Source organism: Marisediminicola sp. LYQ85 (assembly GCF_046600695.1).
Classification (GTDB): domain Bacteria; phylum Actinomycetota; class Actinomycetes; order Actinomycetales; family Microbacteriaceae; genus Marisediminicola.
Genome location: NZ_JBKIWO010000001.1, coordinates 666,072 through 686,060, shown reverse-complemented (window position 1 = coordinate 686,060; position 19,989 = coordinate 666,072). Strand labels below are relative to the sequence as shown.

13 protein-coding genes are annotated in these 19,989 nt (G+C 68.5%); 6 read left to right on the top strand and 7 right to left on the bottom strand.

The features are described 5' to 3' along the window. Nucleotides 1–364: 364 nt before the first annotated feature. Genes ACLHG5_RS03180 through ACLHG5_RS03170 form a run of 3 tightly spaced genes read left to right on the top strand, consistent with a single transcriptional unit; the run spans nt 365 to nt 3,760 of the window. On the top strand, nt 365–1,378 hold the full coding sequence (locus tag ACLHG5_RS03180) for a Coenzyme F420 hydrogenase/dehydrogenase, beta subunit C-terminal domain (protein ID WP_411317828.1): 1,014 nt from the start codon (nt 365–367) through the stop codon (nt 1,376–1,378). Further along, nucleotides 1,378–2,868: a lipopolysaccharide biosynthesis protein gene (locus ACLHG5_RS03175; RefSeq protein ID WP_411317827.1), complete on the top strand. Its 1,491-nt coding sequence runs from the start codon at nt 1,378–1,380 to the stop codon at nt 2,866–2,868. The genes ACLHG5_RS03180 and ACLHG5_RS03175 overlap by 1 nt, the downstream gene beginning before the upstream one ends. A gap of 13 nt (nt 2,869–2,881) precedes the next feature. Further along, nucleotides 2,882–3,760, top strand: a complete 879-nt coding sequence (locus tag ACLHG5_RS03170; RefSeq protein WP_411317826.1) for a hypothetical protein — start codon at nt 2,882–2,884, stop codon at nt 3,758–3,760. Between the two features lie 52 nt (nt 3,761–3,812). On the opposite strand, the gene ACLHG5_RS03165 is transcribed toward ACLHG5_RS03170, so the two are convergent. Both ACLHG5_RS03165 and ACLHG5_RS03160 read right to left on the bottom strand, forming a co-directional pair. Further along, nucleotides 3,813–7,580: a PKD domain-containing protein gene (locus tag ACLHG5_RS03165; RefSeq protein WP_411317825.1), complete on the bottom strand. Its 3,768-nt coding sequence runs from the start codon at nt 7,578–7,580 to the stop codon at nt 3,813–3,815. Between the two features lie 18 nt (nt 7,581–7,598). Further along, a complete protein-coding gene (locus tag ACLHG5_RS03160; RefSeq protein ID WP_411317824.1) occupies nt 7,599–8,156 on the bottom strand; it encodes a hypothetical protein in 558 nt (185 codons plus the stop codon). A 452-nt stretch (nt 8,157–8,608) separates the two neighbouring features. Here ACLHG5_RS03160 and ACLHG5_RS03155 point away from each other — a divergent pair, with 452 nt between their 5' ends. Then, nucleotides 8,609–9,538: a glycosyltransferase family 2 protein gene (locus tag ACLHG5_RS03155; RefSeq protein WP_411317823.1), complete on the top strand. Its 930-nt coding sequence runs from the start codon at nt 8,609–8,611 to the stop codon at nt 9,536–9,538. A gap of 88 nt (nt 9,539–9,626) precedes the next feature. Here the strand turns inward: ACLHG5_RS03155 and ACLHG5_RS03150 are convergent, their stop codons facing one another. Both ACLHG5_RS03150 and ACLHG5_RS03145 read right to left on the bottom strand, forming a co-directional pair. Next, on the bottom strand, nt 9,627–10,631 hold the full coding sequence (locus ACLHG5_RS03150; protein WP_411317822.1) for a DUF6492 family protein: 1,005 nt from the start codon (nt 10,629–10,631) through the stop codon (nt 9,627–9,629). 74 nt (nt 10,632–10,705) lie between these two features. Beyond that, nucleotides 10,706–11,764, bottom strand: coding sequence for a hypothetical protein (locus tag ACLHG5_RS03145; protein WP_411317821.1), 1,059 nt, complete (start codon nt 11,762–11,764; stop codon nt 10,706–10,708). A gap of 190 nt (nt 11,765–11,954) precedes the next feature. On the opposite strand from ACLHG5_RS03145, the gene ACLHG5_RS03140 reads away from it, so the two are divergent. Next, entirely contained in the window at nt 11,955–13,415 is a 1,461-nt protein-coding gene (locus tag ACLHG5_RS03140) for an FAD-dependent oxidoreductase (protein WP_411317820.1), read from the top strand. Here ACLHG5_RS03140 and ACLHG5_RS03135 read toward each other — a convergent pair. Continuing rightward, entirely contained in the window at nt 13,299–14,123 is an 825-nt protein-coding gene (locus ACLHG5_RS03135; protein ID WP_411315646.1) for a Pr6Pr family membrane protein, read from the bottom strand. The two genes, ACLHG5_RS03140 and ACLHG5_RS03135, sit on opposite strands and share 117 nt — an antisense overlap. A gap of 210 nt (nt 14,124–14,333) precedes the next feature. On the opposite strand from ACLHG5_RS03135, the gene ACLHG5_RS03130 reads away from it, so the two are divergent. Beyond that, nucleotides 14,334–16,355: a choice-of-anchor I family protein gene (locus ACLHG5_RS03130; protein WP_411317819.1), complete on the top strand. Its 2,022-nt coding sequence runs from the start codon at nt 14,334–14,336 to the stop codon at nt 16,353–16,355. Here ACLHG5_RS03130 and ACLHG5_RS03125 read toward each other — a convergent pair. Together ACLHG5_RS03125 and ACLHG5_RS03120 are read right to left on the bottom strand one after the other, a co-directional pair. Then, on the bottom strand, nt 16,348–17,682 hold the full coding sequence (locus ACLHG5_RS03125) for a nucleotide disphospho-sugar-binding domain-containing protein (RefSeq protein ID WP_411315648.1): 1,335 nt from the start codon (nt 17,680–17,682) through the stop codon (nt 16,348–16,350). The two genes, ACLHG5_RS03130 and ACLHG5_RS03125, sit on opposite strands and share 8 nt — an antisense overlap. Then, nucleotides 17,679–19,892 (bottom strand): glycosyltransferase, encoded by a 2,214-nt coding sequence (locus ACLHG5_RS03120; RefSeq protein ID WP_411317818.1) that lies wholly within the window; start codon nt 19,890–19,892, stop codon nt 17,679–17,681. The genes ACLHG5_RS03125 and ACLHG5_RS03120 overlap by 4 nt, the downstream gene beginning before the upstream one ends. Nucleotides 19,893–19,989 lie beyond the last annotated feature (97 nt).

Sequence of the window (19,989 nt, the reverse complement as noted above, 5' to 3'; positions counted from 1 at the left end):
GTATGGCGCAGGGCGCGGCATCGTGCTCGGCCCGCCGCACCCAGGGTCAGGACAGCGACCGATAAGCTGACTCGGGGCAGTGGCGGGTCATCGAAAGGCACGAGTGAACGCGGACGACATGAGCGGCGGATCGGCGACGCCGGGGTCCGCACTCGACCGCCGGATCGACGAGGTACTCCGCCGTGACGCGTGCAGCGGATGCGGCGCATGCACGCTCCTCGATTCCGGCCTCACCATGGAGGAATCCGCCGACGGATACTCACGGCCGACGAGACGCGCGGCCGGCTCCGCGTCGGCGGACGCACCTACTCTGTTCCAGGAGGTCTGCCCGGGCGTCGTCGTTCACTCGGGCTCCCGAAGCGGAATGTCGTCGCATCCGACGATGGGCCCGTATCTCGGTGTCTGGCGGTCGTGGGCGACCGACCCCGAGGTGCGTTGGGCCGGAAGCAGCGGAGGCGTTCTGACCGCCCTCAGCGCGTGGCTGATCGACTCCGGTCGCGCGGCTCGGTCGACCGGAGCGCGCAGTGCCGCCAATCCGCGACGATCCGTGCCCGTGACGATCACGACCAAGCGCGATGCCCTCGCGGCCGCCGGTTCCCGGTACACCCCCGTCGCGGGACTCGCCAACGCCGACGTCTTGCGGAGTGACACGGCCGTGACGTGCAAGCCGTGCGAGGCGTCCGCGCTGTCGACGCTTGCGCCACTCCTGTCGACCGACGGCAGCGAGACGCCGATCATCCTCTCCTTCTTCTGTGCCGGTACACCGAGCGCCCACGCCACCGACGCGTTGCTCGCCGAACTCGACGTGTCACCGGTCGACGCGGTCGACGAGCTCTGGTATCGCGGTCGCGGCTGGCCCGGACGATTCACCGCCGCCTCGCGTGGCCGCACCGTCTCGGCCGATTACGACACGTCATGGGGCAAGACCCTCGGCCCCACGACGCAGTGGCGCTGCAAGGTGTGCCCCGACGGTGTCGGCGAAAGCGCGGACGTCGTCGCCGCCGACTACTGGCGCGTGGACTCCCGAGGCTATCCCGAGTTCACCGACGGTGACGGCGACGGCGCCCTCATTGCGCGCACCCCTCGGGGTCTCGCGATCATCGAGGCGGCCGTCGACGCGGGAGTCATCCACGTCGAACCCGTTCCCATGGCGACTCTCGCAGCGGTGCAACCGCTGCAAGACAAGCGTCGACGGCTTCTCGCGGCCCGGACCCTCGGTTCGCTCCTCGCGGGCCGCGCGGTGCCGCGCTATCGGGGGTTCGGCCTCATCTCCCTCTCCGTCGCTCAGCCACGTCGAGCACTCGAGGCCGCTCGCGGAACCTTCCGCCGCGTTCGGCGTTCCGCACCGCGTTCCTCCGCAGCGCGCCGCCCGCTCTGATGGCAGCCGGCTCACTCGCCGCGACCGCGGGCCGCGGCGCCGCCTTCACCGGGATCGCCCAACTGGCGCGACTCCTTCTCCAACTTGCGTCGGTCGTCGTGCTCTCTCGGTTGCTCTCGCCGACCGACTACGGGGTCGTCGCCATCGTCCTCCTCGTCGTCGCCTTCGGTGAGACGTTCCGCGACCTCGGTCTCGCGGCCGCGTCGGTTCAGGCGAAGACGCTCTCACGCGACCAGCGCACCAACCTCTTCTGGGTCAATACCGGCATCGGCGCCGTGCTCACGGCTCTCATGGCCGCGGTCTCGGGCCTCATCGCGCTCGTCGTCGACGTCGCCGCCGTCGGTGAGGTGGCCCTCGCCCTCGCCGCGACCTTCCTTCTGAACGGGCTCACGAGCCAGTATCGTGCGAGCCTTCTTCGTTCGCTCCGCTTCAAAGCTCTCGCCTTCATCGACATCCTCTCTGCGGCGGTCGCGCTCGTCGTCGCAGTGGCTGCAGCGCTCGCGGGATGGAGCTACTGGGCCCTCGTAGCCCAACAACTCAGCGCCGCGATCATCCTGCTCGTCGGCGCGGTCGTCATCGCCCGCTGGATCCCCGGTCTTCCGAATCGGCGCGGCGACATCCGTCCGTTCCTCAACCTCGGTTGGAACCTCGTCGGGTCACAGCTCGTCGCGTACGCCTCATCCAACATCGACAGTCTCATCGTGGGGCTGCGCTTCGGCACGGCATCCCTCGGGTTCTACAACCGGGCATTCCAGCTCGTCATGACTCCCGTGAACCAGATCCGCGGTCCCATGACGACCGTCGCGCTCCCGGTGCTCGCACGCCTGCAAGACACGCGGAGCCGATACAACGACTACGTCGCGGTCGGGCAATTGGCGCTCAGCTACCCGCTTTGCATCGCTCTCGGTGCCGCAGCCGTGCTCGCCGACTCGGTCACGAGGGTCGCTCTCGGGCCGCAATGGGACGAATCGGCCCCCATCCTGCGGTTCCTCGCGATCTCGGCGATGTTCCAGACCCTCGCGTTCGTCGGCTACTGGGTCTACGTCTCGCGCGGGCTCGGGCGCGACCTGTTCCGATTCTCCCTCGTGAGCGCCGCCGTTCGCATCACGTGCATACTCGTCGGTTCCCAGTGGGGCGTCGTAGGGGTCGCCGTGGGGTTCATGGTCGGCCCGGCTATCAACTGGCCGATCTCGATCGGTTGGCTATCCCGCGTCACCGTCATACCGACCCGGCGCCTCTACCTCGGTGCTGCGCGCGTCCTGCTGCTCGTCATCGCCGCGGCGACGTCGACGTCGCTCGCGGTGTTCGTCGCCCTCCCGGGACTCTCCCCCGTCGTGACCCTCCTCGTGGGACTCACGGTGTACCTCGCGACAATCGCCCTCGTCGCTATGATTCCCCCCTACCGCGCGGATCTGAGGACCATCAAGCAGATCCTCACGCTCGTACGCGGGTCACGGAAGTCGTCGGCGACGGAACAGGATCTCGAATGATGGGGGTCGGAACATGACGTCGCTCATCGGCGCCTTTCGACGGCGATCGCTCGTCGCGGTCACGGGGGTGCGGCACGGCCTCGGAAATCGCGTCCGTGTCGTGCTCGGCTGTCGTTCGCTCGCGCGCGCTGAGGGGCGCGCGTTCTTTTACACCTGGACCACCGGTGCGGATTTCGGCGCGACTATGGACGAGCTCTGGTCGTTCAACGAGCGGACGATGTCGCGCTCGGCCGCGCGCGCACTAGCCGTTCGCTTTCCCTACCGGGACAACACCCTCGAGTGGCTCGACGACGCCGCCCGAGCAGACCGCGTGCTGCAGATCAAGACACCGCACGCTCTCGTGCTGCCCGCGGGTGCCGTCCCGTGGGACCACGATCTCCGTGCGCTTCGACCGGTCGGGGCGATCGTCGACCGCGTTCGAGCGATCCACAAGTCGAGCCTCGCGCCGCAACCCTACGTCGGTGTGATGATCAGGTCGCACCAGAACTCTCACGCCGCGACGCGGGAGACCTCCCCCGTCGAGTGGTATGTACGGCGAATGAAGGAGATCCGGGAGGTCGAGCCGGACATGCGCTTCTTCGTCTCGGCCGACACCGAGGAGGCGCGGGCTTTCGTGTCGGAACAGGTGCCCGGCACCGTCTCCCAGTCCGACAAGGGCGCGTTCAACAGCGCGGCGGGACTCCGGTCGGCAGTGGCGGACCTTTATCTGCTCGCGTCGTCGACGCGGCTGCTCGGGCCGCACTTCTCGAGCTTTCCCGAACTGGCGCAGAAACTCGCCGGGGACGGGATGGTTCTCGAGACGCCGATGTCGACACCTGAACCGTTCGACCGGACAACCGCCCTCACGGTGGTCGAGGACCCGAGTCGCCCGTCTGTGCGTCTCTCCCCATGACGAGGTGCGCCTCCCTCAGGGGGAGGCGCACCCGTCGAGCAATCGGCGCTGGCTACTCGACGCTGAAGGTGTCGACAGTCGTCGTCACCGGGGCATTCGTCACGCTGCCCGTGAGGTAGGTCGAGATTCCCGAGGTTCCCGCGACCTGAAGCTCAGGGGTCGAGTCGACCGCCGTCGTCGTCCAGGCGGTCGGTTCTGTGTCGCTCGCGAGCCAGCCCTTGCCCTCGAGTTGCGTCGACGATCCCGACGATGTCACCTTGAGACGGAAGCTCAACTCGTCGCCGGCCGTATATGTGTAGCCGGTGAGCGTCCTACTCGGGAAGAGCGTCTCCACTCCGTTCACGACCCTCGCAAGGTTGATCGTGACGACACCCGTCGCGCTCGTGCGGACCTTGAGGCGGTAGTCGCCCGCCTGGGTCTTGCGGGAGAGCAGGTTGAAGTGCGAACCTCCCCCGTTCGCGACGACGTCGGTCGAGAACGTGATGCGCGTGTCGGTATCGAGGCCGGCGCTTCCCGCAAGGGTCGTCGTCTTCGTCTGGCCCTTACTGCTGACAATCCTGCCGGTGTTGTTCGCGACGGAAAGTCCCGTCGCCGCCGACCACGCACCACCGAGGGTCGCGGTGCCCCACCCGGTGGCGAGAGTCCTCGTGAAGTCGTCTTGAGCGAGGTACTGCTGGGCCGTCGCGGTGATCTCGGTCGACGTCGTCGTGGTGGCGCCGACGCTATCCGTGACGGTGAGCGTGATGACCTTCGGCCCCGCTGTCGCGTAGGTGTGGCTCGCGGTGACACCCGTCGATGTCGCTGAGCCATCTCCCCAGTTCCACGCGTAGGTCAGCGTCGCGTCGTCGGACGCCGACGACCGGGCCGCGTCTGTCTCGACGCTCAGTCCCGAGACCGCGGCCGAGAAATCGGCAACGGGTGCGGCGTGCTCAACCGTGACCGACGTGGCGGCGGCAACGCTCGACGCGCCGAGGGAGTCGACCACGGTGAGCGTCACCGGGTAGGTTCCCGCGGCGGAGAAACGGTGCGAGGGGTTGAGCTCGGTCGACGACGTGCCGTCGCCGAACGTCCAGCGCGCGCTCGCGATCGTCGCGCCGTCGGAGGCACTCGACGTCGAGCTGTCGAAGCGCCCGGTGAGACCGTCGACCGTGGTCGTGATGCGCGCCACCGGAGCCGCATGCGGTGCCGCGACCGTAACCTCTCTGGTCGTGGTCGAGACGAGACCGGAGGAGCTCCTGACCGTGAGCGAGACCGTGTAGGTCCCGGCTGCGTCGTAGCTGTGGTCGGATGTCGCGCCCGAGGTCGCCGCCGAACCGTCGCCGAAGTCCCACGAGTACGACTGGACGGACTGCCCGGCCGGGACTGTCGAACTCGAGCCGTCTACCGCGACGTCGAGTCCGTCGGTGTCGACCTCGAACGCTGCGACGGGCAACTGTTGACCGGTTCCGAGAGTGTGGTGAGCGAGCGCCTGCTGCGCCGTGAGCTGCGTCGGGTAGACCGCGAACTCGTCGATCTGCCCGGCGAGGTACGTGGAGCGAGGAGACTCGGGCCAACCGCCGAGGTTGTCTCCTCCGACTCGCCAGTAGCCGGGGTACGACTCGGCGGTCTTGGCCGCGTTCGTGCCGACGGACTCGCCGTCGACGTAGAGGGTCATACCCGAGGCGCCCTGCGTACCGACGACGTGGTGCCAGCGGCCGTCGTTGTAGGACCGAGCGCTCGTGATGGTCCTCGTTGATCCGTCGTAGTTGCCGTAGATGAGCTTGCCCGCGTTCGTCATGTAGACGTGACGGTCGTAGCTCGAGGAGTTCCCCGTGGCAGATCGCCCGAAGCCGGCAATCTTCCCCCCGGAGGTCGTCGTCGTCTTGACCCAGAATTCGACGGAGTACTCGGCTCCTACCGGAACGGTCTTCGCCGACGAGACGAGGCTCGACGTCGTTCCGGTGAAGGTCGACGCCTTGGAAACGTCATTCGGGATGGCTCCATCCGATGTCGGTGATACCGCTCCGATCGTGCCGTTGTTGGCACCGGCCCAGTCGGTCTCGGTTCCGCCCGATGCGTTACCGAGGCGCCAGTAGAGGTTGGCTCCGTCATCGAGCACCTGTTCGGCGTACGGCGACGCCGACTGACCGCTGACGTCGACGGAGAACCAGTTGCTGTTGACGGAGTTGCCGTCGGGATCGGTCGCGACCACGCGGTAGGTCTCCGTTGTACCCGGAGTCCGCCCCTTGTCGACGAAACTCACGATCGGACGGTTCCAGAAAGTCGCATCCATGTCGGTGGTCTGGATGGCGCCCGGCGTGCCGCTACGGAAGAGCGAGTAGGAGAGGCTCAGGTCATCGCGGTCCCAGTTCGCAGGGATCGCGACGCGAACGGTTCCGGAGGTGTTCGACTTGGCGGAGTATCCCGACCAGTTGTCTCCCGACCATCGAGGCCCGTTCTTCGGACCTCCCTGGGGTTCGTTGGAGAATCTCACGAGTCCCTGCTGGCGCTGCCCGTTGACGAAGGGGAACTCCCCTCCGACGACGACGTACTCGCCGTTACCGGTGACGGTCCAGCCTGCCTGTCCCTGGCCCGAAGCCTTGCCGGTGACCCAGTCGGGGAACCAGTTGATCCCCGCGGGAGCCGGGTAGCCCTCCCAGTTGGCGTAGGTGTTACCCACCCACGGTGACCGCAGCAGAGTTCCCTTGGCCGCCGCCGTGTATGCGGTGGCGTGACGGAGATTCTCCGGTGCGGGATCCGATTGCGGAGGCCCACCCATCGATTCGCACGCGTGCTGGTGGCTCGTCGTGTAGACGTTCGTTCCGTCCGAGTAGACGCCGTAGTGGTCTCCGTGACAATCGGCGATCCAGTTGATCGATCCTGAGGCCGCGTCGGCCGCGAAGGTGCCTTCCAGGTTGCCCGTCGCGACGTTGGCGTAGACCCATCCGGTTCCGTAGACCGAGTTCTCGTCGGCGCTCAAGGCGAAGATGCCCGCCTTGCCCTTGTACGTGCCCGAACCTGCACCATTGACGACCGTGGCCGGTGCTTGCCACGGAAGCAACGAACCTGTCACGAGATCGAGGGCAGCGAGGCCCCGCTGAGGCGCATCGTTGATGGTCGAGAATCGGCCGCCGACGATGATCTTGTCTTTCGTGGGGCTCAGGACCATCGCGTCGACCTGGAGGTCTGACGTCGGTGCCCACCCGAGCAGTGCACCGTTGGTGCTGTTGAACGCGGCGAAGTTCTTGCGTGTCACTCCGGCACCCGCGCCAATGAGACCGCCGACGTAGACGGCCGAGTCGGTCGCCACGATCGCGTTGACGTAGGAGCCTCCCACCGCGGGTCTGAACGTCGTCAGCAACGCTCCGGTCGCGGCGTTGAATGCCGCGAAGTTCCAGCGGGTCTGACCGTTCACGGAGTTGAATGTTCCGCCGACGTAGAGCGTGCGGCCGTCGGGAGACGCCGCGAGAGCCTTGACCTGGCCGTTGATGACGGGCGCGAAGGAGGTCGCGACACCCGTGTTGATGTTGTACGCGAGGATGTTGCTCCGCGGCATGAGATTGGTGCCCTCGGCTGCTCCAGCCGGACGCGCATTGCTGAAGCTTCCGCCCGCGAAGACCGTGTCGCCGATGATGACCTGGGTCCAGACGACGCCGGAGTCGATCTGCACCGTCGGCAGCGGATCGGCCGTGACGGTCGAGTCGCTGCGCTGTTCGATCGGCGCCGGTCCGGTCGCCGCGGATGCAGGCGCCATCGGGGTCAGGGCGAGGCTCGCAAAGACGACCGCGAGAACCGTCGCGAACCCGAGGACGGGCCGCGACTTGAGGAGGGTGATTGACATGGCGTTGTTCTCTCGCTCTTAGGACACGTCGCCGGTGAAGAGCGCGATCGGTGCGCCTCCGGCATAGGAAACGGACAGGGTGATGACACCCGAGGGCGCATCGGTGAAGACGTAGGTGGCCTCGGCGGAGTTGCCCGCCGAGACGATGCTCGTGAAGGGGTCGGCCGGTCCAGCAGTGGTCGGCTGACCGAGAGTGCCGTCGGCGCCGACGAGACTTACGACGGTAGATCCGAGGTCGAGGTCGGACGCGGTGTCGTTGACGACCCGGAGCCCGACTATGACGGCGGGGCCGGCGATCTCGCCGGGAGTGTTCGCCGAGACAGTCTCCCTGCGGGTTTCGGTGATCTCAACGATGACGTCACTGGGAAGCTCGGCGGCCTCGTCGAGGCTGACCTCGACTGTGTCGCCCGGTTCGACGGCGTCGACGGTGTCGTCGATCGTTCCGCCGCCAGGAGCCTCGACCTCGTCGTCGCGTAGAGGAGCGGAACTGCCGCCCGGAGCGGCATCTTCGGTCTCGGGCGCATCTGCGACGCACCCCGCCACGCTCACCGTCACGAGCGCGACGAGGAGGGCCATCGAGGCTAGTCCCGCCCCGCGACGTGACCGGACGCCGCTGGTGTCGGGGCTCACGAGAGCACCGCCTGGCGAAGCAAGGTCGTCTGGGCGCGCCGTCGAGTCGGCAGGGGTATGTCGAGTAGCGACGAGAACCGGGTCGGGAAAACCGCTCGCGCGCCACTCATGATGGGGGTCATCACGATGAAATCTTCTCTTCGGGTGAGAAATCTCTCGGGTAAGAGATGCCGACTCGGTGGCTAGGTGGAGAAATTCGAGGCGACGGCGTCAGCGTAGCGCACGGAACGCCCGCCGTCGACAGTAATTTCGGACCATTTCGGGCAGCATGATAGCCCGGGGTACAGAGCGTTCGGCCGTGTGACGACTGTGTTCGCATAGGACGGCGATTCGGGGTACAGCCTACCGGGGTCATCCGGGAGGCGTCGCCAGGTGGCACACTCGTTGACGTGCCGCAGATGGATGAAACAGTCGCTGACCTCACGAGTTGCGCCATCGTGGTCGTGAATTATGGGTCCCACGTCCTCGTTGACGAAAACATCGCAGCGGTGAGTCTCGCGTCGCCCGAAGCGACGGTCGTCGTGGTCGACAACTTCACCGATGACGCCGAACGTGACGCCGTGCTGACGATGTGCGATCGCCGCGGGTGGATTCCGGTGCCACTCGACACGAACACGGGATTCGGCGACGGAGTCAACGCGGGCGTCGCCGAGGCTCTCGCCCGCGGACTCACGACGATCGTCGTGATCAACCCCGACGCGACGATCGCGCGCCCCGACCTCGAAAGGCTCGTGAGCGCCGTCGCATCCGATGACCTGCTCATGGTCGCACCCGTCATCCTGCGGTCGTCGGGGCAACACTGGTTCAGCGGCGCGACCGTGTCGCTTCGGGATGGAACGATGAGCAGTCGGCGCCGACAGCCCTTCGCCGCACCCGGCGCCCACCATGACTGGCTCACGGGGGCGTGCTTCGTCATGTCCGCGCGATTGTGGGCCGCAGTGGGCGGATTCGACAGCGACTATTTCCTCTACTGGGAAGACGTCGATCTCTCGGTGCGGGTCGTCGAGGCGGGCGGACACCTTCTCGTCGACGACCGCTCCGTGGCCGTGCACGACGCGGGCGGCACCCACACGGAGACTCTGCGGGGGAGAGCCAAGTCGGAGACGTACTACTACTACAACATCAGGAACAGGCTCGTGTTCGCCGCCAAGCACATAACCGACGATGCCCTCGCGGGCTGGCTAGCCTCGACCCTGCGGGTGTCGTACGAGATCCTGCTGCAGGGTGGTCGACGCCAGTTTCTGCGGCCCGTCGTGCCTCTGCGCGCATTGATACGGGGCATCCGTGACGGTCGACGGTTTGTGCGGGAGACGAGAGGAGCAGGCTGATTTGCCCTGACCTCCCTCTGCGGGAGAGCGGCGCGGGGTGACGCCGGTCGAGTCAGGTCGCCGGGGGTACGCAATCGGCGACAGCTGATCAGCGGCGTGCTGACAGTCGCTCTCGAAGCTTCTTCGCGACCATCGCTCGCACATAACGCGCACGATAGAGCCAGACGAAGCGCGTGACTTCGGCGCGATTCGCGAACATGCCTCTCCGCACCCAGAACCCGCTGAGCGACGCGAGGGCGGCGGAATCCATTCGCGCAAGGGCCGTGCGATGGATGGAGAGGAACCGAGCTGAGCGACGGTCGACGTCGTCGATGGCGGCGTCGACACGGCGACGATCGCGTCCCCGCGGCCACACCGTCACGTTGGCGATCCCGCGGTCGTCGTACACCTCATCCACGGGCCTCCCCGAGGATTCGAGCCACGCCGAATACAGGAAGAACTCCGTGAACGATTGCGAGACGAACACCTCGCCGAACGACCGACCCTCCCGAGCTGCGATCGCCTCAACGAGCTCAGTCGCGACGTTCGTGAGGATGACGAACGGTGTCGTCGTCGCCGTGAAGCGACGGATATAGGCGTTCGTCGGAAGGGCGACATAGCCGAGCACCCTCTCGAGAGATGTGCGGAGCGGGTGGGTCTCGTACGGGTGGAAGTTGCCGAGGGGGCGGCCACTCGCGGCGACGAAGGTCGAGAAGTCCGCGTGTGCCACGAGATGGTTCTTCGCGTCGAGGACGACGTAGGCGTCAGACGACACGAGGCGCGCTACCTCGAGTTTGAGGATCTGTTGTCTCATCCAGCCGATCGACGGGGGTACCGCGGCGATCTCCCGGTGTCCGACGAAACGCACGCGATCGGTGTGGGGGCCGTAGGCCCGGAGGATTCTGCGGCGCGTACGATCGGACATCGGCTTCCATGAGTTGTCGATGACCACGATCTCGCGAACGGTCTCTCTCGAGAGAAAGGCAGCCATCGATCGAGCCTGAAGCTCGAGGAGGGGGTACTCCGCCTCGAACACGACGGTCACGAGAGACAGGGTGCGAACCGGGTGCGGGGCCGCGTCGACGCCGCCGTTGCTGCCACCGTTTTCGACCACGGCTCGACACTAGCGCCCGCGATAGCGCGCGTGCGCGATGCGGCCGCCGCGGCACATTCGAGCGGCACTACCGATCAGCACCGCCAGTTGGGCTTGCCCGGAGCGCGGCACGTGAGGTGGATGGCCGTCTTCGACACCTCCCACACGTTCTTCTCGACAACGGATCTGGCGAGGGTCTCCGGCGTCATGAGGAGCGGGCAGGTGAAGCGCGATTCGCCTAACGTGTTGCCGGTGATCGTCAAGCCCTCGATCGCCGGCCAGTTTCCCTCCGCGATGTTGAGGGAGCACTGGCCCCCGGCGACCCAGTTGTCGGAGAATGTCAGATCGGCGACGACCCCCGTTCCCTGCGTGACCTGCAGCGCTGCATTGTATGCCCCGCTCATCGCGTTGCCGACGATGCGGATGTTGCGACCGTTCTGGATCTGGATGCTGTCGTCATGCGTCACCTTGTCGGGCTGACCGGGGTCGGGACCGTGGTAGTGGTCATGGAACCAGGAGCGTTTGACAACGACGTCGTCGCCGAAGATGTGCACCGCATCGACCACGCGATGGATGTCGACCCTGTCGACGGTGAAGCCGTATCCGTAGATACCGTTCACAACCCAGTTGGCGTCGGTCGGGGCGATCTCGGTGTTCTCGATGCGAAGCCCGGCGCTCGACCCGAGTCCGGCGTAGATGAGGGGTTGACCGCGCACGAGGCCGGCTCGACCGGTCACGAGGGAGTTGCGGATGGTGACCCCCGGCGCCGTGACGCGGATGGCACCCCGCACGAGTACGGAGTCGACGATCTGACCCGCGGTGGAGATCACGAGGTCACCTTTGTGCTCGGTGAAGACAGTGCCCGCGGCGGGCCCCGTGTTTCCAGGTCCGGGACGCTCGCCCGCGGGCGGGCCCGGAGCGGGGAGGGTCGGCGACGGCGCGGGGCCAGACGGTGGCGGGGTACACGGCTGCACATCGGTTCCGGGGACGAACGGAGCCCCGGTCGCGGTCGTGTAGCAATCGGCGCCTCCGAGCCCGACGGCTGCCGTCGAAGTCACCGACGTCGCATCCGCCTGCATAGCCTCGACGGGCGAGGGGGCGAGGGCGCCCGACACTCCGACAACGAGCCCCGCGAGCAGGATCGCGCCGACCACTCCCCGAACACGTATCGATCTCAACATCGTTCCCCCCGGAACTGCGGCCACCCCGTACTCGGCACCATACGCGGTCGCCAGTGGGGTACACATGACCCCGTTCGGGGGCACCGTGGAGCAACAGGTTCTGCTGTCGCCGTGGGGTCGAGCCTCGACGGTCTCCAGGTGCGACACAATTGAGCGAGTCATCGTGACTTCGCGAAAGGGGGACGACATCGACAGACGCACGTTCCTTATCGGCGGATCCACGGTGGCGGGCCTCTTCGCGCTCACCGCGTGCACGACGCCGGGTCCCGACGACACGCCGACGCCTCCGCCCGCACCGGAGCCGAGCGGCGGGGTCGGCCCCGACGACCTCGAGCTGCTCGTGCCGCAGCCGACGGCGATGCGCCGGTCGAACTGGGGTTCAGACCCGTATGCGCTCGGCGCCGCGAGCTACCTCGCCGTCGGCGCGACGCAGCGCCATCGCGAGCTTCTCGCCCAGCCCGTCGACGACCTCGTGTTCTTCGCCGGTGAAGCGACGTCGGGCGGGCGGCCGGGCACCGTCGCGGGGGCGCGCGCGAGCGGTTCCCGCGCGGCATCCGAGGTCGCCATCGCCGCGACGTCCGGCGAAAGGATCGCGATCATCGGTGCCGGGATCGCGGGCGCCCAGTGCGCACGCGATCTCACCGACGCGGGGTTCGACGTGACCATCTTGGAGGCCCGCGAGCGCGTGGGCGGGCGCATCGACTCGCGAGTGGACGACGATTGGCCGCTCCCCGTCGAACTCGGGGCCGGCACCCTCGACTCGGTGACGTCGGCGGAACTCATCGACGCCCTCGAACTCGCGGATGTCGCGACCCTCGCGATCGACGGAGCGGTCGACGTGCGCTCCCCCGACGGCGTGGCCGTCGAACCGTCGGAGGTGGGCTCGTCGACGATCTCGGAGGCGGTGACCCTCGCGCGCCGCAGCCTCGCGGGCACGGTCGGCGACGTCTCTCTCGAGACGGCCCTCAACGACCTCGGGTCGACTCCGACCAGCGATGACGAGTCGTCGCCCACCGACGCCGAGTGGGTCGACTCCGCGGTGCGGTCGAGCGTCGGCGTCGAATACGGTGCGGATGCGAGCGACTTCTCCGCTCTCTCCGGATTCGACGACGGGCGGCGCGAGTCCGACCGTCTCGTGGTCGGGAGCCTGCAGGGCTACGTCGAGTCCCTCGTCGAGGACGTCGACGTCTGGACGGCGAGCGTCGTCCTCGCGATCGTGTACGGCGATGAGGGCGTGAGCATCCGCTTGGGGACCGGCGAATCGCTCCAGGTCGACCGCGTCGTGGTCACCGTGCCGCTCGGCGTGCTCAAGAGCGGCGACCTCACATTCGACCCTCCCCTGCCGACGAGCCACACCGTCGCGACCGTCATGCTCGGGATGGGCACGATCGACACGGTGTGGTTGCGTTTCGACGAACCGTTCTGGTCGTCGACCGCGTCGCGGTGGAGTGTCGTCGGGGGCGACCTCGACATCGTCGAGTGGATCAACCTCGAGCCGTCGACGGGATCAGCGGTGCTCGTGGGGGTGGTCGGCGGTGAGCGTGCGCTCGCCCTCGCCGAGCTCTCCGACGACGAGATCGTCGTGCGGGCTCGAGCGAGTCTCGAGCCGTTCCTCTCCTCCTGAGGTCGGTGTGATCGACGCGACATCCTCGGCAGACCAGATCGCGGCGTGGGGCCCGTCGTCTCCGCCCTCCCACGACGGGCGAGGGAGCCGCCGACTCGCGGCCGTGAGCGCGACCGTCATGACGAGGATGAACGACAGCACGATGACGCTGTAGATCGTGAACTCGACGGGACCGCTGACCTGGTACGGGTCGAGGAAGAAGTAGGGGTACCACCCGACGGCAGCCCCCCGGATCATCGTGAATCCGCCCCACAGGAGCGGGAACACGAGGGCGACGCGGAGGATGCGCCACGAGACGCGGCCACGCCCGGGGAAGAACAGCCAGTCGAGCAGGGCGTAGGCCGGCATCCAATAGTGGAGCACCTGACTCGACGGCGGAACCTGGATCGAGAGCCCGCGACCCGTGGCCTCGAGGACGATGATCGTGTAGACGATTCCCGAAACCACCTGATAGGTCGTCGCGAGCAACCGCCACGCCACGAGCCAGCGGGGGTCGGTCGGGCGACGGAGGGAGATCACGCCACCGGCGGTCCACACGAACACCCCGATGAACGCGCTCTGCATCGTGAAGTAACTGAAGAAGTTGGCGAACGCCGAACCTCCCGACCCGAGGCTGTAGTCGAGGTGCAGGACGAGAGCGAGAACGCCCGCGACAGCGGCGCACAGCCGAGCGACGGCCGCCGCTCTGCGCCTGCCTCCTGCGCGCATCACACTCCTCCGCCCGGTCGAGAACTCCCGCCGACGACGAGGCGGGCACGGTGCTGTCGGCTCGGCCCCAGGCGACCGGATGATTCTACAGGCCGACTCGAGGCGTCGACCGCGACTTGTTCACCTGCGCGACACCGAGAGGTCGCCCGGGGTTCGTACTGTGGGGCTCCCCCACCACCCCCGTCGCAAGACCGAGTCATGAGGACGATGATGCTCCGCACCACCACACCTGTTTCCGCCCGATCTGCGGGAGTCTCCGCGGTCGCGGCCCTCGCGATCGTTCTCGCCCCGACCGCGGCGATGACCGCGTCGGCCGAGATCGCCCCCAACCCCGTCGAGGTCACCGCCGCCGGTGCGGCGTTCTCGCTCGACCCCGTCGGCTCGTATGACACGGGCGTCTTCGACGAGAGCGCCGCCGAGATCGTCGAGTACTTCGCTGCCGCCGAGCGCTTGTTCGTCGTCAACGCCTCAGCGGGCCTCGTCGAGGTGCTGAGCATCGCCGACCCGGCCGCCCCCGAGAAGCTCTTCGACCTCGAGACCGCGGGGGTCGTCGCCTCCGACGGCGTCGCGATCCCGGCGGGCGCGACCGTCAACTCGGTCGACGTGCGACCCGACGGACTCGGCGTCATCGCCGTCGAGGCGCCGCTCAAGACCGACCCGGGGTGGGTCGTCTTCTTCGACGCCGCAGCCGACGGTGAGGCCCTCGGCGCCGTCGGTGTCGGCTCCCTCCCCGACATGGTCACCTTCACCCCCGACGGCACGCGCATCGTCGTCGCCAACGAGGGTGAGCCCGCCGACGACTACTCGGTCGACCCCGAAGGCTCGGTGAGCGTCATCACGGCACCGGCGACGGTCGAGTCCGCGACCGACACGGATGTCGCGACGGCAGGGTTCGCCGCGTTCGAGGAGGGTGGCGCCCTCACACTCCCCGCGGGCATCCGCATCTTCGGCGGCCGCGAGGATGCCGGCACGGGCACCCCCGAGTTCCCGGTGTCGGAGAACCTCGAGCCCGAGTACGCCGCCATCTCCCCCGACTCGTCGACCGCGTGGGTGTCGCTGCAGGAGGCCAACGGCATCGCCGTCGTCGACCTCGCGAGCGCGACAGTCACGTCGATCCTCGACCTCGGAACAGTCGACCGCATGGACATCCCGTTCGACCCCTCCGATCGTGATGGCGTCGACGGCGAGGGAGCCATCGCGATCGCGAACTGGCCCGTCCTCGGCTACTACATGCCCGACACGATCGTGTCGTACGAGGCCGCCGGATCGACCTACATCGTGACCGCGAACGAGGGAGACTCGCGCGACTGGAGCGGCTACAGCGAGGTCGCGCGCGTCAAGGACCTCGGCTCGGACGGTCTCGCACCCGTGTGTGCCGACGCTTTCGACGACGTGCTCGGGGTCAACGGTCTGCCGGCCGACATCGACGGCTTCCTCGCCGACGACGCCCTCGGTCGCTTGAACATCACGACGGCGAACGGACTCGACCCCGACGCCGAGTGCTACAGCGATCTGTACACCTACGGCGCACGCTCGTTCAGCATCCGCGACACCTCGGGCGCTCTCGTCTGGGATTCGGCCGACGCGTTCGAGCAGCTCGTCGCCGAGGCCTCGCCGCTGTTCTTCAACTCGAACCACAGCGAGTCGAACCTCGACGGGCGCAGCGACGACAAGGGCCCCGAGCCCGAAGCGGTCGCCGTGGGCGAGATCGACGGCCGCTCCTACGCCTTCGTCGGTTTCGAGAGGGTCGGTGGGATCGCGGCCTTCGACATCACCGTGCCGACGGACGCCCGCTTCGTGACCTACCTCAACAACCGGGACTTCTCGGTCTCGGCCGAAGACGACGGTCTCGCGGGAGCGGGCGACCTCGGCACCGAGGGTATCCGGTTCATCACGGCCGACGAGTCGTCGACGGGCGAGCCGATGCTCGCCGTCGCGAACGAGGTCTCCGGCTCGACGACGATGTACGCCCTCGAGCTCGCCGCCGACGTGCCCGCCCCGGGCGACGGAACCGATGACGGCACGGATGACGGCAGCGGCGACGGCGTCGGATCGGGCGGAGACAGCGCCGCAGACCCGACGGATGATGCGTCTGCGCCGACCCTCGCCAACACGGGGTCCGACGCGAGCCGGGCCGCGATCACCGCGGCGACGCTGCTCACGCTCCTCGGCGGCGCACTCGTGCTCGGCCGCGCGGCGCTCGCGCGCCGACGCACACCGTCGGCTAGCTGACGATTCCGGCGGGTGCGCGCAGGGCGGTGAACGCTCTGCTCGCACCCGTCGTGTTCGTGAGCGAGTGCGCGAGCGAGTCGAGCCGAGATCGGGCGCCAGCAGGCAGACGCACGAGCCGCGACACCGCATCGCGCACGTCGGACGGCGTGACCGTGTTCGGGTCGGAGGACTCGGCGAACCCCGCGTGCTCGAGACTCGCGGCCCCGGCGAACTGGTCGGTGGAGAACGGCAGGACGAGCAGCGGAACACCTGACGTCATGGCCTCGGTCACGCTGTTGTTGCCACCGTGCGACACCGCGGCGACCGCGTGCGAGAGCAACACCACTTGCGGGAGGAACTCGCGCACGAGCCATCCGTCGGGGATCTCGCCGAGTTCGGACGGGTCGGTCGATCCGGAGGCGAGAGCCACGCGCACGGGCCGGCCGCTCGCATCCGTCACCTCTCGGAGACCCGCGACGACGCGAGCGAGCACGTCGCCGCGCACCGAGAGGAAGCTGCCGAAGCTCACGTAGACGAGGGGCGCGTCATCGGCGGCGAGCCACTCCTGCACCTCGTGATCGACGGGTTCCGCCCGCACCGCGGAGCCGAGGAACGCGTGCGCCGGTAGGGCTCGCGCTCGCGCGGTGTCGTGAAGCTCCTCGGGGTAGTTGAGCAGCAGCACGTCGCCCGTCTCGGCGAACGCGTCCCGACTCGGCGTCGCGTCGGGGTCGAGCTCGAGCAGCGCGGTGTTCCACTCGCTCGTGAAGTCGTCTCGAACCCGCTCGCACAGCGCCCGCAGCTCGTCGAGTTCGCGCACGGACGGGGCGAACGCGGCAGGCCACGCGGGCGGATAACCGTAGACCTCACCCGCGACGGGGAGGGTCGCGGGGTGGCCCAACACGACGTCGGCGTGCGCGATCCCGGCGCTCACGAGCGCGAGCCTCGCGCTGAAAGCCAAGTGGTCGACGATGATCTCGGTCGGAGCCACCTCGTCGACGACCCGCAGCACATTCCGCGCGATCTCGAGCGGGTTCCAGAGCAAGTCGTTGCGGCGAGCCTGCGCCTGGAACGCGAGAGTCTCGACCATTCCGACACGAGTGGCGTCGAAGAAGCCGCGCAGGGCGTCGTCTTCGCCGCGCGGCTGCTCCTCGGCACGGATGACGCCGGGATTCGACCCGCGCCCCAGTCGCAGGTCCACGCGCTCGAAGCCGAACTCTTCGACGATCGACGCCGTCGCCGGTCCGGACGCGACGACGACGCGTTCCCCCGCGTCGCGCCACGGCGCCCCGAGGGTCGCGAGCGGGTAGAGGTGCGACGCGTAGTCGGGGCTGATGATGAGCAGGGTCACGAGCGGCTCAGCTCCCATTCCCGGAGGTCGGCGGCCGCGGAGGCGACGTCGCGATAGGTCGCGGCGAGGCTCGACGCCATGGCACCGATCGCGAACGTCCCGGCGACCATGGCACTCGCGCGCTCCGCGTTGTCGAAGCCCGCGGGCCCCTGCGCGATGGCGAGGGCGTCGACGATGCCGTTCGCGAGCGCCTCGCGGGAGGTCGTCTCGACGAGCAGTCCCGTGACGCCGGCCTCGACGTACGTCGCGGGCCCTCCGCCGTCGGGCGCGACGACCGTGAGCCCCGTCGCCATGGCTTCGAGGATCGCGATGCCGAACTCCTCCTTGACGCTCGCGCACACGTAGATTCCGGATGACGCCGCCCGCCCCGGTCGCCCGTACCGCGTCGCGGCGAGCCAGCGCCCGACCGTGTCGTTCGACCGGTGTCCCGCGAGGAGGAGGCCGGCCTCGGCGGCGTCTCCGGGCGGGATGATCGCGTGGATCCTGTCGAGCTGCTCGCGTTCGTCGGACGAGGGCTGCTCGAGATCACCCCCGACGATGAGCAGATTGACCGAGCGGCGCACGCGAGGGTCGCTCGCCCACGCCTCGACGAGGGCGGCCGTTCCCTTGACCCGGTGCACGCGACCGACGCTCACGGCGAGAGGGAGCGCCCGACGGGATTCGGGCAGCGACTCGAGCACGCTGTCGAGTTCGGCGAACGCCGCGCACGACGCGGGCTCGAGCCCCCCGGGGTCGACCATCGCACTGAGAGCGTCGACTCGGGACTGCTCGATGACACTCAGGTCGATCCCCTCGGCGACGACCGTGTGCCGTTCGGGGTGTGCGGTGACGTCGATCCCCACGAGATCGAGCATCTCCCGTTCGAGGTCGGGGCGGGGGAAGAGCACGGTGTGGGCGGCATCCGCGGCGAGTCTCTGCACGAGGCGCACGCGGAACCAGTAGTGCTCGTCCCGGTCGACATCGCCGAGGTTCCCGCGCGTGAGCTCTCCCGCGGTGTCGCGAGAACGGATGGCGGCGTGCGGGTCGGGAGCGACGGTGAAGACGACGGGGATGCCGAGGTCCCGGGCGACCGAACTCGCCGCGAGGGTGCCGACATCCGCCATGCGCAGATGGATGGCGTCGACCCGTCCGGCGGCGCGGAGAACCCGACGGATGCCGCGCTCCGTCTCGATGCGGCGCGACCACGCGTCGCTCATGGACACGCTCGGTCCGAAGAACGGCACACCCGCGAGCACGTGACCCCGCGCTCCCCTGCGGAGGGTCGCGAGCTGGTCGAGCGCGCCGTCGTGGGTCGTGCGCGAGAGCGTGACCACGCGTGTGACGCGCGACGCGGTGTCGTCGACGTGCGAGCTCGCACGGCCGGGAGCGACGAGCGCGTCGCCGAGCCGCACGAGGAGCGTCGCGATGCCCCCGTTGTCTCCGGCGCCGACGCGCGTGAGATCGCCGTCGATGTCGGCGTGGACGAACAACTGGGCGACCGTGAGACCGTCGGTGTCGGTGTCGGTGTCGCGCGGCTCGGCGGGCTCGGCCGTGAGATCGAGGAGAGCGAGCCGGGCGACGCTCGAGAGCTCGTCGTCGCCGCGCGCGAGATCGGCGATCTCCCGCAGGGTGCGATCGGTCGCGGGCCGATCGCCGAGCGCGGAGATCGCCGCGGCACGAGCCGCGTCGGGCTCGTCGGCGTCGATCGCGACCCTCAGGAGCGCCCGGTCGGCGATCCGCCCGGGAAGCACGCCGATCGTCTCGATCAGTCGAGCGCGCTCGCCGGGATCCCGCACGCCGAGAAGGGCGGTGTCGATTGCGAGGGCGAGGGGGGCGGGCATCGACGCTCCCCACAGTTCGAGGGTGCGTTGCGCGAGCATCCCCTCGAAGCCTCCGCGCGTGACGAGGGAGACAAGCGTCGTGACGGCGTCGAGGCGCGGCAACCGCGACCCGAGGGCCCACACGGTGTGCTCTCGCACGAACGCGGCGTCGTGGTCGAGCAGCCGCACGAGGTGCTCGTCGGCTGTCTCGTCGAATACCCGCCCGAGCGCGTGGATCGCGGCGATGGCGGTGAGCTGGTCGGAGTCGTCGACGGCCGCGTCGGCGAGGAGCCTCACGGCGCGAGCGCCGCCGTCTCGGCTCGCGGCGACGGTGAGGTCGTCGGCGAGTCGGATTCCGTCGAGGATCGAGGCTGCACCTCGGAGTTCGTCGAGCGAAGTGTGCGTGCCCACGGTGTGCCTTTTCTCGCGGTTCGTTCCGCGGGGGTTGCGACAGGAGAATGGACTGCGACGGTCGGTGGCCGGCCGAACGCAGCCTCACGAAGTCTGG

What these genes read in the sequence shown, in the direction of transcription:
- ACLHG5_RS03180 (WP_411317828.1), top strand. Translation starts at nt 365, where the DNA reads ATGTCGTCGCATCCGACGATGGGCCCGTATCTCGGTGTCTGGCGGTCG.
- ACLHG5_RS03175 (WP_411317827.1), top strand. Translation starts at nt 1,378, where the DNA reads ATGGCAGCCGGCTCACTCGCCGCGACCGCGGGCCGCGGCGCCGCCTTC.
- ACLHG5_RS03170 (WP_411317826.1), top strand. Translation starts at nt 2,882, where the DNA reads ATGACGTCGCTCATCGGCGCCTTTCGACGGCGATCGCTCGTCGCGGTC.
- ACLHG5_RS03165 (WP_411317825.1), bottom strand. Translation starts at nt 7,580, where the DNA reads ATGTCAATCACCCTCCTCAAGTCGCGGCCCGTCCTCGGGTTCGCGACG.
- ACLHG5_RS03160 (WP_411317824.1), bottom strand. Translation starts at nt 8,156, where the DNA reads ATGGCCCTCCTCGTCGCGCTCGTGACGGTGAGCGTGGCGGGGTGCGTC.
- ACLHG5_RS03155 (WP_411317823.1), top strand. Translation starts at nt 8,609, where the DNA reads ATGGATGAAACAGTCGCTGACCTCACGAGTTGCGCCATCGTGGTCGTG.
- ACLHG5_RS03135 (WP_411315646.1), bottom strand. Translation starts at nt 14,123, where the DNA reads ATGCGCGCAGGAGGCAGGCGCAGAGCGGCGGCCGTCGCTCGGCTGTGC.
- ACLHG5_RS03130 (WP_411317819.1), top strand. Translation starts at nt 14,334, where the DNA reads ATGCTCCGCACCACCACACCTGTTTCCGCCCGATCTGCGGGAGTCTCC.